The following is a 15,652-nucleotide window of genomic DNA, read 5'->3' on the forward strand; positions in this document are numbered from 1 at the left end:
TATCGTTTGTATATAAAAAGTCTTATTTTTAATTTCGGGAAAAATTTCATCATTCTCTTATTTTTTCATAAAATTAGATAAATGGAATTGATATAGGGTGGATATCTCCTATATAGTACCTTCCATATTACGGAAGGATGTTTAAAGAAGCTGTAGCTAATTCAAACATCCTATTTTCGTTTTGAATAGATTGAAAATTAAGATAATGATATAATGGATATAAATAATATCGTTATATAACAAAGGGGGATTTGGAATGACTGGAGGTAGCTTAATATTTTGGGGAATTCTTATTTTTATTGGTTTAACCTTCGATCAATATAATAGTAAGAAAAAAAAAGAAACAGAAAAGTAATCGCTTACAAATTGTGGAGTAAACTTTTCCTGCTTGCGGACTAATCTAATAAAGGAGTATACTGAATGACGGTAAGACATATAGAAGGGGTAATGAAAATGAAGCTTGCAGGAAAAGTTGCCATTGTAACTGGTGGTGGCATCGGTATTGGACGTAGTACAGCTCTTTTGTTGGCTAAGCAAGGCGCAAAAGTAATTGTGACGGACATTGATCAAGAAAGTGGACAAGCAACAGCCGAGGAAATTACGGATTTAGGCGGAGAAGCACTTTTTGTATCCTACGATATGGGGAAACAAGGAGATTGGCAACGTGTTATTAGTTTTGCTATGGAGGCATACAGTCGTATTGATATGCTTTTTCAAAATGCTGGTCTATATAAAATAGATTCTATTTTTTCTCGCCAACAAGAGAACGATTCCAATGTACTTTGTATTAATGACGTTTGGATAGAGATAAAACAATTAACGTCATCTTTTATGAAACAGCAAGAAGAAGTGGTGCTTAGTGATTTACCTGTTTTTGGTATTATTAGCACGAGAGGACAATCATTTCATACAATAGAAGCCCTAGTATAATAATGGAAAACCGCCCCCAGTATATATGTGGACGGTTTTTTTGTATGTTCTATTATAGAACTTTATTTTTTAACGAATACGTTGTTCGGTTTGGCTATCAAAGAAATGTGCTTTATTCATATCAAAAGCAAGTTTAATTTGGTCACCAGGTGAAAAAGTATGTCTTGCATCAACACGTGCTGCAAAATCTTGATTTCCAAGTTTCATATATAAAATGGATTCAGCCCCTAACAACTCTGCAACTTCAATTTTCGTTGTGAAAGTAGTAGCTTGTGAAGCTTCTAAAAATAATAGTTCATCATGAATATCTTCTGGACGAATACCTAAAACAATTTCTTTATTTACATAGCCTTGTTCGCGTAATAACTTCATTTTTCCTTCAGATACTTTAAACTTTAGTGAACCGTCTATAACGAAATCGGTTTCAGTTAATTTTCCACGGAAGAAATTCATTGCGGGTGAACCGATAAAACCACCAACGAAAATATTTTCAGGTGTTTCATATACTTCTTTTGGAGTTCCAATTTGTTGGATTTTGCCGTCTTTCATAACAACAAGGCGTGAAGCCATTGTCATTGCCTCAGTTTGATCATGTGTTACATAAATTGTCGTTGTGCCAAGGCGGTGGTGTAATTTAGAAATTTCTGATCGCATTGCAACACGTAGTTTAGCGTCTAAGTTTGATAATGGTTCATCCATTAAGAAGACTTTTGCGTCTCGAACAATTGCTCTACCTAATGCAACACGTTGACGTTGTCCACCTGATAAAGCTTTCGGTTTTCTATCTAAATATTGTTCAAGTCCTAAAATTTGAGCTGCATGTTTCACTCGACGGTCGATTTCATCTTTCGGTATTTTTCGAAGTTTTAATCCAAATGCCATATTATCATACACACTCATATGTGGATAAAGAGCGTAGTTTTGGAAGACCATTGCGATATCTCGATCTTTTGGAGGAACATCGTTCATTAGCTTACCATCAATTGAAAATTCTCCTTTTGAAATATCTTCAAGCCCAGCTACCATTCGTAGTGTTGTAGATTTTCCGCATCCAGAAGGACCAACGAATACGATAAATTCTTTATCTTGAATGTGTAAGTTAAAATCTGTTACGGCTGTTACGTTATTATCATATATTTTATAAATATTTTCTAATTTAAGTTCTGCCATGATATTTCCCCCTAGAAAGTTTATGCAAACGTTTTCTTTGAATTTATTATAAACGAATAGATTCAAAAAAGAAATAAAAACACTATAAAAAAATAAAACGTTTTCATTATTCCTATGAATATATAATAAGTTTCACATGTTTTATTAGAAAAAGAAAATAAATATTGTAAGCGCTATTTTAAATTTGGATAGAATCTGTTATCATTCAGTAATGAAAACGTTTGCGCCTTAAAAAAAGAAAAAAGAATCAATAGTATAGATGAAATGGGGTAGCATAATGGGAAAACAATGGTGGAAAGAAAGTGTAGTATATCAAATTTATCCTCGTAGTTTTATGGATAGTAATGGTGATGGTATAGGTGACCTTCGTGGTATTCTTGCGAAGCTAGACTACTTAAAAGAATTAGGTATTGATGTAATTTGGTTATCACCAGTCTATGAATCTCCAAACGATGATAATGGTTACGATATAAGTGATTATTGTAAAATTATGAACGAGTTCGGAACAATGGAAGATTGGGATGAACTATTACATGAAATGCATAAACGTAATATGAAACTTATGATGGACTTAGTTGTTAATCATACTTCAGATGAACATAATTGGTTTATTGAATCATGTAAATCGAAAGATAATAAATATAGAGACTATTATATATGGCGCCCTGGAAAAGAAGGGAAAGAGCCGAATAACTGGGGAGCAGCATTTAGTGGATCTGCATGGCAATATGATGAGATGACAGATGAATATTATTTACATCTGTTTTCTAAAAAACAGCCAGATTTAAACTGGGATAATGAAAAGGTAAGACAAGATGTTTATGACATGATGAAGTTTTGGTTAGAAAAAGGAATTGATGGGTTCCGTATGGATGTTATTAATTTTATTTCTAAAGAAGATGGCTTACCAGCTGTTGAAACGGATGAAGAAGGATATGTTTCAGGGCATAAACATTTTATGAACGGTCCGAACATTCATAAGTATTTGCATGAAATGAATGAAGACGTATTGTCTCAGTATGACATTATGACGGTTGGGGAAATGCCTGGTGTAACGACAGAAGAGGCTAAATTGTATACAGGGGAAGCTAGAAAAGAACTACAAATGGTATTCCAATTTGAACATATGGATTTAGATTCCGGAGAAGGTGGGAAATGGGATGTAAAACCATGCTCACTTCTTACTTTGAAACAAAATTTAACAAAGTGGCAAAAAGCATTAGAACAAACAGGATGGAATAGCCTTTATTGGAATAACCATGACCAGCCTCGCGTTGTATCTCGTTTTGGTAATGATGGAGCTTATCATACTGAATCAGCGAAAATGTTAGCGACAGTACTTCATATGATGAAAGGGACACCATATATTTATCAAGGAGAAGAAATCGGAATGACAAATGTTCGATTTGAATCAATTGATGAATACCGAGATATTGAAACACTAAATATGTATAAAGAGAAAGTTATAGAGCGCGGCGAAGATATAGATAAAGTGATGCAGTCTATATATATAAAGGGCCGAGATAATGCTAGAACTCCGATGCAGTGGGATGATAGAGAACATGCTGGATTCACAACGGGTGAGCCTTGGATTGCGGTAAATCCTAACTACAAAGAGATTAATGTGAAACAGGCAATCCAAGATGAAGAATCAATTTTTTATTACTATAAAAAATTGATTGAATTACGTAAAAATAATGAAATAGTTGTGTATGGAACATATGATTTAATATTAGAAAATAACCCTTCTATTTTTGCTTATGTAAGAACATATGGAGAAGAAAAGCTTCTGGTGATTGCAAACTTTACTGCAGATGAATGTATATTTGAATTGCCTGAGGACATTATTTATAGTGAAGCAGAGTTATTAATACACAATTATGATGTAGAAAATGTATTGATAGAAAACATTACATTACGACCATATGAAGCAATGGTATTTAAATTGAAATAAGAAAAGCCTTATGCCACCCTGGCATAAGGCTTTTACTATTACCATTTTAAAATAGAGAATCCATACGGTGGAAGTGTAACTTGTAATACACTTGCTTCCGCTGAAAATTCTTCGTTTGTATAAATGTTAATTATTTTCTTCCTGGTAATATGAAGAGGGAGTGAAGTTGTAACTTCACTGTTAGTAGGATTTAAAACGAAAAAGATAGTTTCATCTTCATATGTTTTTGTATAAGAAATATAATTATGTTCATCATTTGCCTCAATGAATTGAAAAGTACCATTTCCTCCAAATGCTTTATGTTGTTTCCGTAATGAAATTAATGTTTGTATATGTGTAAATAAAAGAGTATCTTGTTCTTTTTCATCCCATATCATACATTTGCGGCAGTCAGGGTCCATTCCACCATCCATACCGATTTCATCGCCGTAATAAATACAAGGAGAACCGATGAAAGAAAGGTGAAATACATAGAGTAACTTTAACTTGTTTTTATCCCCGTTACATGTTGCTAAAATTCTAGGTGTGTCATGACTGTCTAATAAATGAAATGCCGCTTCATTTACATTCATAGAGTAGGAATGTAGAGAATCGGTAATTTGTTTCATAAATTCACTTGCATGAATGGATTCGTTAGCAAAGTAAGAAAGTAGAGCGTTTGTAACAGGATAGCTCATTACAGCATCAAATTGGTCACCTTGTAGCCATGGGAGTGCATCGTGCCAAATTTCACCTAAAATATATACTTCAGGATTTAATGCTTTTATTTCACTTCGGAATTCTCTCCAAAAACTGTGATCGACTTCATTTGCTACATCAAGGCGCCAACCGTCTATATTGAATTCTCTTACCCAATAACGCCCTACTTCAAGTAAATATTCTTTTACATCTGGGTGTGCTGTATTTAATTTAGGCATATACGGTGTAAATGCGAAAGTATCATAATTAGGAAGTGGCTCGGTTATGATTGGAAATTCATGAATATGGAACCAATCTTTATAGGCGGAATTTTCACCTTGTTCCAGCACGTCTTGAAATTTATCAAAGAAGTACCCGCTATGATTAAAAACAGCGTCGAGCATTACTTTTATACCATGTTTATGACACGCCTGAACGAGTTCTTTGAAATTTTCTTTCGTCCCAAATTGTGGATCGATTTCCATGTAATCAATTGTGTCATATTTATGATTCGAATGAGCTTTGAAAATAGGAGTGAAATATATTCCGGAAATTCCAAGCTTCACAAGGTAATCAAGGTTTTGAATAATACCAGCAAAATCTCCGCCGAAAAAATTAGTTGGAGTTGGTTCGGTACTTCCCCAAGGGAGGGTGTTTGCTGGATTTAATGTGTTATCCCCGTTAGCGAATCGTTCTGGGAAAATTTGATACCATACTGTGTCTTTAATCCAGGATGGTGCCCTGAAAACGTCTTTTGCATGAACAAATGGAAAGCAGAAAAAGTTACCGACATCGTCATTTGGAATATTAGAAAAAAATCCTCGTTCTGTATAAATAAAAGTTTCTACGTCGTTTTTTAATTCGAATCCATAACGTAAGCGTTTAAATTTTGGTTTGATTGAAACGGACCAATAATCAAATAACTCAGTAGATCCAGTTTTTTTCATCGGTGTACTTGCTGTAATCCATTTCCCGTCCTGCCATTCGTACGGGTCCCCGTAGATGAGAGCGGCGTTGTGCACATCATCTCTTTTTGTGTGTATTCGGATGTGAATTGTTTTTTCGTCGTAAGCGTATGCATAATTATCTTTTGGCCTATGATAGATCGCTTCTTTGAGCATATAGAAAATCCCCCTTTAATATCTCTATACATATAGTTCCCGTAAATGAAATAATAAAGATTATGTTGCAAACGATTGCCTTCCACATAACTTTAATATTGCTTATAAGAGTAGTATTCATTTTATGTAAAGTCAATGAATAAAGAGTGTGATAAGATTATTTTGAAAATTAATATTTGCAAAATGAATAAAAGGATGTATAATGATAGACAAATAGCGCAAACGTTTTCATAGATTTAGATATTGTTTGCGCTTCTATTAAACAATTAAATGCAAACGTTTTCAATTAAAGAGGTACATAGACAATTTAGGGAGGTTTTTGGGATGAAGAAAGCATTATCACTATTAACGATTTCAGCATTGTCAATTGGCATGTTATCTGCATGTGGACCGAAAGATTCAGGAAAAAAAGAGGAAAGTAAAGCGAAGAAAGACTATGATCTTCTCGTTTGGGAAGATGATAAAAAAGGTGTTGGTTTAGAACCAGCAGTGAAAAGCTTTGAGGAAAAATATAAAGTAAAAGTAAAAGTTGTTGAAATGCAAATGACAGATCAAGTGAAGAAGTTACGCCTTGATGGACCAGCGGGGACGGGACCAGATGTTGTAACATTGCCACACGATCAAATCGGAAATGCAGTAACAGAAGGCTTACTTTCTGAAGTAAAAGCAGATGATGCTGTGAAGAGTAAATTTACTGACTTATCAATAAAGGCACAAACATACAACGGGAAATTATATGGTTTACCAAAAGCAATTGAAACACCAATTTTTATTTACAATAAAAAATTAATGCAAAAAGCTCCAGAAACGATGGACGAGCTATTTAACTTCTCAAAAGACTTTACGAAGGATGGCAAGTACGGATTTTTAACATTAGGAGATAACTTCTACTTTGCTAACGCGTTTATGGCAGGTATGGGCGGATATGTATTTGGTGAGAAAGACGGAAAGCCAAATGCAAATGATGTTGGATTAAATAATAGCGGAGCAGTACAAGGTGCTGAATATCTTCAAAAATGGTACAAAGAAAAGTTATTCCCGAAAGGTATTATCGGTGAATCTGGTGGACCTGCTGCTGATGGATTATTCAATGAAGGAAAAGCAGCATCTATTATGAACGGACCGTGGGCGTTCCAAGCGATGGAAAAGAACGGAATTGATTATGGTGTTGCTCCAATGCCAAAATTACCAAATGGTCAACCGATGAAAACATTTGTTGGGGTAAAAGGATGGCATGTAACAAGCTTCTCTAAACAAAATGATTTAGCTACAAAATTCACTGAGTGGGTAACAAATGAAGAAAACGCAAAAATTAGATTTGAGAAGACAAAAGAGATTCCTCCAGTAAAATCAGTAATGGAAGATCCAATTATTAAAGATAATGAAGCTGCAAAAGCAGTTGCAACTCAATCAGAAAATGGAATTCCAATGCCGAATATTCCAGAAATGCAAGAAGTATGGAAACCAGCTGGAGACGCGCTTCAGTTAGTAGTTACAGATAAAGAAGCACCAAAAGCAGCACTTGATAATGCAGTGAAGCAAATTAAAGGGAATATTGAGGCAAACCACAGCAATAAAAAATAAGGTGAAATTCGTGCCTCTACTATAAGAGGCACGAATTCTCTCCCAGAAAAAAGGGGGAAGGAACATGCAAACATCTATGGAACCAGCAAACGGCTTAAAAGGTTCAAAACATAGGAAAATGGCAACCATGTTATCAATCATTCCAGGCATAGGCCAAATGTATAATAAACAATTTGTAAAAGGCCTTATTTTTCTAGTATTAACAGGTTCATTTATTGTAGCATTTACTGATTTATTAAATATGGGATTATGGGGAATTGTAACACTCGGTACAGAAGTTCCACGTGACCATTCTGTCTTTCTATTAGTGGAAGGGATCTTGGCACTTATCGTCATCGTGTTTGGACTCGGAATATATGGATTTAATTTATATGATGCATATCAAAACGGGAAGAAACGTGATATAGGAACCCCATTAAACTCTGTAAAAGAGCAATACCGTAACTTATTAGATCAAGGTTTTCCATATTTAATGGTTTCACCAGGATTTCTATTACTAATCTTTGTAGTTGTATTTCCAATCATTTTTGTAATTTTAATTGGATTTACGAACTATGACTTATATCACTCTCCTCCAGCTAAATTAGTAGATTGGGTGGGCTTTAAAAACTTTATTGATATTTTCACATTACCAATGTGGAGAGAGACATTTTTAAGTGTATTTTCTTGGACTGTCATTTGGACATTTGTTGCAACAACATTACAAGTTGCACTTGGTATTTTCTTAGCGATTATCGTAAATCAGCCTGGTATTAAAGGTAAGGCAATTATTCGAACAATTTTCATTTTACCGTGGGCTGTTCCAGCATTCGTATCTATTCTTGTCTTCTCGGGTATGTTTAATGAAACATTTGGAGCAATTAATAATCAAGTATTAGCTTTATTCGGGATTGAAAAGATTGCTTGGATGACAGATCCGTTTTGGGCGAAGATTGCTTTAATTATGATCCAAACGTGGCTCGGTTTCCCATTCGTCTTTGCAATGACAACAGGTATATTGCAATCGATTCCAGGAGAATTATATGAAGCTGCTACAGTAGATGGAGCAACTGCTTGGCAACAGTTCCGTAAAATTACATTGCCACTTGTTTTATACGCAACAGCACCAATTTTAATTACACAATATACGTTTAACTTTAATAACTTTAGTATCATTTATCTATTTAATGGCGGAGGTCCTGCTGTAGCGGGGCAAGATGCAGGTGGAACGGATATTTTAATTTCATGGATTTATAAGTTAACGATGACTTCAGCGCAGTACGGAAAAGCAGCAGCTCTTACAATGATTTTATCGTTAATCGTTATTACAGTTGCGTTATGGCAATTTAAGAGAACAAAATCATTCCAAGAAGAGGATATGATGTAAATGAATATTAAACGACAAAAGATGTTACGTCTTTCATTAAGTTATTTGGTTATCTTCATAATGTGTGCGATTATTTTCTATCCATTACTATGGATTATTGGTTCATCGTTTAATCCAGGAGATAGTTTGTCTGGTTCTAGCATTATTCCAAAAAATGCTACGTTAGATCATTATCGTAAGCTACTTGATCTTGATTCAAGTAATTACTTACTTTGGTATAAAAATACGTTAAAAGTTAGTGTTATGACGATGATTTTTTCGGTGTTAGCAATTAGCTTTACTGCTTATGCATTTTCGAGATATCGTTTTGTCGGAAGAAAAAATGGTTTATTAACATTTTTAATTCTACAAATGATTCCGAACTTTGCAGCGTTAATCGCACTATATGTATTAGCACAGTTAACAGGATTAATTGATACACATCTTGCATTAATTTTAATTTATGTAGGTGGAGCAATTCCAATGAATACTTGGCTTATGAAAGGGTATTTTGATACGATTCCGAAAGAGTTGGATGAGTCAGCCCGCATGGATGGAGCAGGACACTTCCGTATTTTTTGGCAAATCATTATGCCGCTTGCAAAGCCAATCGTAGCGGTTGTAGCATTATTCACTTTCATCGGTCCATTTACAGATTTCATTTTAGCAAGTATTATTTTACGCACGCCGGAAAATTACACTTTAGCAGTTGGACTCTATGAAATGGTAGCGAAGAAATTTGGTAATGAATTTACGACGTTTGCGGCTGGTTCCGTATTAATTGCAATCCCGATTTCGATTTTATTCTTATCACTACAAAAATACTTTATTTCTGGTTTAACAGCTGGAGGTACGAAAGGATGAGAAATGGGACATTATGTCCCATTTTTCTTTTCATCTCTCTATAAAAAAATTATAGAGAGATGAAAAGAGATTTGACATCGCATATGAAAAGAAGTGAAATAAATAGTATATTATAGTATAGGAAAAAAGAGCTATATCCCTTACAATACATGGAGAGGGAGAATATGATAAGTTTTGCAAGATAGAATAAATAAATGACAGTTTATGACTTCTCCTATGACTTGCAACGGGTGCAAGATAAAATATATGAAAATGGCAGAGAAGTGAAAGGAGGGGATTTTTATGACAGTTACAATTAAAGATGTGGCGAAGAAGGCGAACGTAGCACCATCAACTGTTTCTCGTGTAATTGCTGATAATCCAAGTATAAGTGAAAAGACAAAGCGCCGTGTTCGAAAAGTAATGAGTGAATTAGGATATCATCCAAATTTAAATGCAAGAAATCTTGCGAACCAAACGACGAAGACACTTGGTCTTGTTATGCCGAGTTCTGCAAGTAAAGCTTTTCAAAATCCATTTTTCCCAGAAGTTATAAGAGGAATTAGTTCATTTGCACATGTGGAAGGGTATGCGCTTTATATGTCGACTGGTGAAACGGAAGATGAAATTTTTAATGGTGTTGTAAAAATGGTACAAGGGCGTCAAATCGGTGGTATTATTCTTTTATATTCAAGAGAGAACGATCGGATTATTCAATACTTGCATGACCAAAACTTCCCGTTTGTTTTAATTGGAAAACCATATGATCGAAAAGATGAAATTACATATGTAGATAATGACAATTATACAGCTGCAAGAGAAGTAGCGGAATATTTGATTTCATTAGGCCATAAACAAATCGCATTCATCGGCGGTGGATCAGATTTACTTGTAACGAGAGATCGTTTGGCGGGGATGAGTGATGCTTTGAAACTAGCAGATATTCTATTGCCGAAAGAGTATATTTTACACTTTGATTTTTCAAGAGAGAGTGGTCAACAGGCTGTTGAGGAATTAATGGGACTAAAGCAACCACCGACGGCAATTATGGCAACGGATGATTTAATTGGACTTGGCGTGTTAAGTGCGCTTTCTAAAAAAGGATTTGTTGTACCGAAAGATGTTTCGATTGTAAGCTTTAACAATGCTTTATTATCAGAAATTGCTAGTCCACCACTTTCGACAGTTGATGTGAATATTTATCAATTAGGGTATGAAGCGGCAAAAGCTTTAGTTGATAAGGTGGAGCATTCTGAATCTACTTCAAAATGCATTATTATTCCGCATAAATTATTGAAGCGTCAAACTTGTGATCATTATGCAACAAAAAGCTAAGAGTTTAACTCTTAGCTTTTTTCTTTAGAAAGGCTTCTAAACGGTCACAGCCTTCTTTTAAAGTTTCGATACTGTAAGCATAGGAAAGGCGAAGGTAGCCTTCACCGTATTCGGAAAATGCGGTTCCAGGAACAACGGCTAGCCCAGCTTCTTTTACAAGATCAAGTGCAAAATCAAATGATGAAGATGTTAAATGTCCAACATATGGGAATAAATAAAATGCACCTGTTGGCTTCTCAACCGTTAAACCCATTTGAATGAGTCTATTATACACGTAATCACGGCGTTTTTTGTATTGATAGCGCATCATCTTCGGTGCATCTTTAGCAGCTGTTAAAGCTTCGATTGCAGCATACTGAGCGATTGAAGTAGCACATGTAACATTGTATTGATGAACTTTTAATATGTGTTTTGCTAAATATTCTGGAGCAAATAAAAGTCCGATACGCCAACCAGTCATAGAATGTGATTTTGATAAGCCGTTAATGACAATAGTCTTATCACGCATTTCTGGGAAATGAGCGATAGATGTGTGTTTGTCTTCATATACAAGTTCGCTATAAATTTCATCGGAAAGAACGAAAATATTTTTATCTTTTAAGATAGATACAATATCTTCTAATTCTTCTTTTGATAAGGTAACACCAGTTGGATTAGAAGGATACGGTAAAACGACGCATCTTGTTCGTTCTGTAATTGCATTTCGCAGAGCTTCAGCTGTTAAACGAAATCCAGTTTCACGAACATCTATAAAAATAGGAGTTGCACCACATAGTCGAATAATCGGCTCGTAACCAGGGTAAATAGGAGCAGGTAAAATTACTTCCGTTCCTGGTTCTAAAATAGTTCGGAATGCAACATCGATCGCTTCACTAGCACCGATTGTAACAATGGTTTCGTTTTCAGGTGAATAATGTAAATTGTAGTTGTCCTTTACAAAGTTACAAGCTGCCTTGCGTAATTCTAGTAAACCAGCGTTATGTGTATAGCTTGTATAATTTTCTGTAATGGCCCGTTTAGCTGCTTCTTTTACTAGAGAAGGTGTAGGGAAATCGGGTTGCCCAATTGTTAAAGAGATAAGATTATCATAGTTTTGAATCATATTAGAGAACTGACGGATTCCAGAAATTTGGATGTCCTTCACTCTAGGATTAATGAATTGTTCCATTGTATCTCCCTTTCTTCCGTTTGAAAATTAAGTTCATTTTATCATATTTTCAACTATTACGCTTTGTTTATAAAATTTCCCCCGCTATTTGTGAAAGATAAGAATCGTATCTTAAAATTCAGTGGAAGTAAGAAATTATGTGAGGATTCAAATGTCTATAAGAGTATAAGCTGTGTGAGTTAATTAAAGTTTCACTTAAGCATAAACACAAAAAAAGCCGCTGCAAGCGACTTTTTAATAACCGTATTCCCAATCTATTTCATCTTCGTTCCAAAGTACGGAAGATACTTTGCCAAGATGGACAACGGATTCATTTACAGCACATGTACAGTCTTCGTCCCCTGCTTTATGTTGCAATTCTTCGTATACTGATTTTTCAACGTTTTCTAGCACAACCAAATTTTCTTCTTTTAAAACAAGCGTAGTACCCGCCATATTTATCTTCCTCCTACTAAAGTAATGATCACTTATTTGTAAACATAGATAGTATGGATTATATGCTGTATTTTGCGATAGTTGTCCGTCTAGTGAAGTGTTTTTTATTTTCTTTGTAATCCGTATTCATTGTATACTGCACGAAGGAAATTTGGTACAGGGTTTACAATCATTTCGGAAATTTGTAACATTTATTATTAGTTGTTAACAAATAATTAACAAAGATGTTAAGAAAAATCAAAATTTTGAAACAAATAGACTTATAAAATGATATAATCATATCAAAATACATATAGGGGATGAGAGGCTATGGAGCTGATTCGTGATTTAATGATCCAAATTGCCATCATTATTTTACCACTATTTTTATATGAAGCGATTCGTTTAAATCGTTATCAAGGAATGCTTCCGAAGCCTAATCGCTACTTTATTATGTTTTTATCTAGCGTTACACTCGTTCTCTCCATGACATACTCTATTTGTTTTGGTACCGTTTGCGGATACAATTTTCATCCAGTCCCAATTGTTAGTGGTTTTTTATATGGTGGGATTGTTGGGCTCATCCCTGCGATTATTTATGTTGCATATGAATGGATTTTTAAGGGGCTTAGTTGGTTGCCTATGGTAGAAGTTATATTTCTTTCGATAATTCCATTATTTTTGTCAAAGAAATGGTCTCTTTTTTCAAGAGATAAGAAGCTAATATTAGCTTTTATGATTGCATCATTTTATGTTCTTGTTTCATTAGTAGTCGGGATGTTGAATGTCCTTTTAGAAACAGGTTTTACACCGTACATATCTAATCTATATAGTGGGTATATATTTGCATCACTTATTATGGTTATGACAATGGTATTTCAAGTGTATTTGACTGAGTATTTAAACGAAAATGCATTATTGCGTACAGAAATGCAAAAATCAGAAAAACTTAATATTGTAAGTGAGTTAGCTGCAAGTGTTGCACATGAAGTTCGAAACCCTCTCACTGTTGTACGAGGGTTTATTCAATTGCTAGAGAGTACAGAAGACGTAAAAAACAAAGATTATATGCGTCTCGTATTAGCTGAACTGGATCGTGCTGAACAGATTATTTCAGATTATTTAAATTTAGCAAGGCCCCAAATTGAAAAAAAAGAACATATTTGTTTATCAGCACAATTAATTGAAATGACAACTCTTATGTCATCATTTGCAGCGATGCAGGGCGTTTATTTGCAAGTTGAGATTTCTGAGAGCCTTTATACTATCGGCGATAAGACGAAATTGAAGCAAGCTATTATGAATGTTGTTAAAAACGGTATTGAAGCAATTCAAGGAAACAAAGGGTATTTAAAAGTAACAGCTATTCAAAAAGATGAATTGATAATAATAAGAGTTAAAGATAGTGGTGTTGGAATGACAAAAGAACAGTTAGTAAGGCTTGGACAACCGTATTATTCTTTAAAAGAAAAAGGAACAGGATTAGGCCTTATGGTAACATTTAGTATTTTACAAGCGCATAATGGCACATTGGAATATAAAAGTGAAAGCGGAAAAGGAACTGAAGCTATTATTATATTGCCAGCTGTACGATATAAGGAATAAAAGTTACCGATAGAAGGTAACTTTTTATTTTATCGTGCATTAGAAAAAGATACAAAATTTCATTCATTTATTTTTTCTTGTTTTGTTCGAACGAATAAACTTTTAAATGATTGAAAGAAGCTTTGCTCTTTTGAGGCGGCGACTAATCTTTTTGTTTCTTGAATTTCGCGAATAACTTGCATAAGTTGTGTATCACGGTTGCTATCTTTATTGTAAATTTGATTGACAAGTTTATTCATTTTTTCTTCTTGTTTGGATTCTCGCTTATACATATGATTCATTAATAAGTCCATTTTTTCTTTTTGGAGTGCATCTGTTTGAGCGGCGTGAACAACTAGATCTTGTAACATTTTTTCTTGTGAGCCTTCTTTTACATAAACTTGTTGCATTAGTTCATCTAATTTCTCGTCTTTTAAACGATTTTGTGTAATGAGAGTAGAGTTTTGATGAATAATTGCTTCATTTAATTGAGCAAGCATTTCAAGTTTTAGCATGAACTCCTCAAAGTTACGCCCATCTTCTTTTGGTTGCACTTCTTGTTTATCTTGAATAACAGGTACAGGTGGGGCATCTTTTTCTTTTAAAATAATAGGTATTGTTTCTGAAATGTCTTCTTGTAATGTAGCAGCTCTTTCATGTATAGATTTCAATAGTTTTAAATCATCCAATTTATAAATACGAGCATCAGCTGTTTTTGAAATGATATAACCGTGTTCCTCTAAGAGTTGGCTATATTTTCGGACTATATGTTTTGGGATACCTGTTTTATTTGTAACATCTTTCGTTTTATAAATAGCTTCCATGATAGTTCCTCCCCAAAAAGTATCGTATATATCATTTCAACCTTTTATGTGGACTTCCTTTGAAAAAGAATGTCGGAAGGTTATTAGTTTTCTACAGCATTAGTGAAAAGATGAAGAAAAATGAATGTTTTTGGCGGAATGGAGAGGAAGAGCTAAAATAATGTCTGAAAACATACATAGAAGAAGTTTGTTATAATAACTGAGGAAAAGAAATTGGTAGGAACACGGAGGTACACATGAAGCAATTTAAAGGTATTATCATTTCAATTATTGCAATTCTTTCTCTTTTGGTAGCGGTATATGAAGTACTTGTGCCAGAGGAGACAAGTACTAAAAAAACAACTACGTATGATCAAATTCTAGAGTTCCCGAAAGAACGATATCCAGAGACCGGGAAACATATAACGGATGCTATAAAAGAAGGACATTCGGAAATGTGTACAATTGATCGTAATGGTGCAGCGGATAGAAGGAAATTATCGTTAGCGCCATATCCGACGAAGAAAGGTTATGATCGTGATGAATGGCCGATGGCGATGTGTAAGGAAGGCGGAAAAGGAGCTCATATTGAATATATAAGTCCAGCAGATAACCGCGGTGCAGGTTCTTGGGTAGGGAATAAGCTAGACAAATATCCAGATGGTACGCGTGTGAAATTTGAAGTGAAATAGTAATTGGCATGCATTTCATAGTGGAGGAGAG

14 protein-coding genes are annotated in these 15,652 nt (G+C 34.5%); 9 read left to right on the forward strand and 5 right to left on the reverse strand.

What is annotated here, in order from left to right:
• Window positions 1-256 precede the first annotated feature (256 nt).
• Both MKX66_RS27220 and MKX66_RS27225 read left to right on the forward strand, forming a co-directional pair.
• Entirely contained in the window at window positions 257-355 is a 99-nt protein-coding gene (locus tag MKX66_RS27220) for a hypothetical protein (RefSeq protein ID WP_002142992.1), read from the forward strand.
• Window positions 356-420: 65 nt separating this feature from the next.
• On the forward strand, window positions 421-930 hold the full coding sequence (locus MKX66_RS27225; protein ID WP_002033807.1) for an SDR family NAD(P)-dependent oxidoreductase: 510 nt from the start codon (window positions 421-423) through the stop codon (window positions 928-930).
• Between the two features lie 69 nt (window positions 931-999).
• Here the strand turns inward: MKX66_RS27225 and MKX66_RS27230 are convergent, their stop codons facing one another.
• On the reverse strand, window positions 1,000-2,100 hold the full coding sequence (locus MKX66_RS27230; protein ID WP_215590134.1) for an ABC transporter ATP-binding protein: 1,101 nt from the start codon (window positions 2,098-2,100) through the stop codon (window positions 1,000-1,002).
• A gap of 277 nt (window positions 2,101-2,377) precedes the next feature.
• Between MKX66_RS27230 and malL the strand changes: the two genes are divergently transcribed.
• Entirely contained in the window at window positions 2,378-4,054 is a 1,677-nt protein-coding gene (gene malL, locus MKX66_RS27235) for an oligo-1,6-glucosidase (RefSeq protein ID WP_326996579.1), read from the forward strand.
• A gap of 38 nt (window positions 4,055-4,092) precedes the next feature.
• On the opposite strand, the gene MKX66_RS27240 is transcribed toward malL, so the two are convergent.
• Complete coding sequence (locus MKX66_RS27240) at window positions 4,093-5,853, reverse strand: alpha-glycosidase (RefSeq protein ID WP_215590133.1); 1,761 nt, start codon at window positions 5,851-5,853, stop codon at window positions 4,093-4,095.
• A gap of 324 nt (window positions 5,854-6,177) precedes the next feature.
• Between MKX66_RS27240 and MKX66_RS27245 the strand changes: the two genes are divergently transcribed.
• The 4 genes from MKX66_RS27245 (at window position 6,178) to malR (ending at window position 10,960) form a co-directional block, all read left to right on the forward strand.
• A complete protein-coding gene (locus MKX66_RS27245) occupies window positions 6,178-7,437 on the forward strand; it encodes an extracellular solute-binding protein (protein ID WP_326996578.1) in 1,260 nt (419 codons plus the stop codon).
• 64 nt (window positions 7,438-7,501) lie between these two features.
• The gene (gene malC / locus MKX66_RS27250) at window positions 7,502-8,803 is read left to right on the forward strand and encodes a maltosaccharide ABC transporter permease MalC (RefSeq protein ID WP_002033812.1); all 1,302 of its coding nucleotides are present in this window, start codon (window positions 7,502-7,504) and stop codon (window positions 8,801-8,803) included.
• Window positions 8,804-9,646, forward strand: coding sequence for a maltosaccharide ABC transporter permease MalD (gene malD, locus MKX66_RS27255; RefSeq protein ID WP_002088365.1), 843 nt, complete (start codon window positions 8,804-8,806; stop codon window positions 9,644-9,646). It abuts the gene before it with no gap.
• A gap of 282 nt (window positions 9,647-9,928) precedes the next feature.
• Window positions 9,929-10,960 (forward strand): maltose operon transcriptional repressor MalR, encoded by a 1,032-nt coding sequence (malR, locus tag MKX66_RS27260; RefSeq protein ID WP_002014809.1) that lies wholly within the window; start codon window positions 9,929-9,931, stop codon window positions 10,958-10,960.
• A gap of 4 nt (window positions 10,961-10,964) precedes the next feature.
• On the opposite strand, the gene MKX66_RS27265 is transcribed toward malR, so the two are convergent.
• Both MKX66_RS27265 and MKX66_RS27270 read right to left on the reverse strand, forming a co-directional pair.
• On the reverse strand, window positions 10,965-12,128 hold the full coding sequence (locus tag MKX66_RS27265; RefSeq protein ID WP_002142986.1) for an aminotransferase A: 1,164 nt from the start codon (window positions 12,126-12,128) through the stop codon (window positions 10,965-10,967).
• Between the two features lie 234 nt (window positions 12,129-12,362).
• Window positions 12,363-12,563: a hypothetical protein gene (locus tag MKX66_RS27270; protein WP_000929276.1), complete on the reverse strand. Its 201-nt coding sequence runs from the start codon at window positions 12,561-12,563 to the stop codon at window positions 12,363-12,365.
• A gap of 309 nt (window positions 12,564-12,872) precedes the next feature.
• Here MKX66_RS27270 and MKX66_RS27275 point away from each other — a divergent pair, with 309 nt between their 5' ends.
• Window positions 12,873-14,147: a sensor histidine kinase gene (locus MKX66_RS27275; RefSeq protein ID WP_002014814.1), complete on the forward strand. Its 1,275-nt coding sequence runs from the start codon at window positions 12,873-12,875 to the stop codon at window positions 14,145-14,147.
• Between the two features lie 59 nt (window positions 14,148-14,206).
• Here the strand turns inward: MKX66_RS27275 and MKX66_RS27280 are convergent, their stop codons facing one another.
• The gene (locus MKX66_RS27280) at window positions 14,207-14,950 is read right to left on the reverse strand and encodes a DUF3967 domain-containing protein (RefSeq protein WP_002033817.1); all 744 of its coding nucleotides are present in this window, start codon (window positions 14,948-14,950) and stop codon (window positions 14,207-14,209) included.
• A gap of 236 nt (window positions 14,951-15,186) precedes the next feature.
• Here MKX66_RS27280 and nucA point away from each other — a divergent pair, with 236 nt between their 5' ends.
• On the forward strand, window positions 15,187-15,621 hold the full coding sequence (gene nucA, locus MKX66_RS27285; RefSeq protein WP_002014817.1) for a DNA-entry nuclease: 435 nt from the start codon (window positions 15,187-15,189) through the stop codon (window positions 15,619-15,621).
• Window positions 15,622-15,652 lie beyond the last annotated feature (31 nt).

Origin of the sequence: Bacillus sp. FSL R9-9530, from assembly GCF_038008145.1 — a bacterium.
Lineage (GTDB): Bacteria > Bacillota > Bacilli > Bacillales > Bacillaceae_G > Bacillus_A > Bacillus_A mycoides.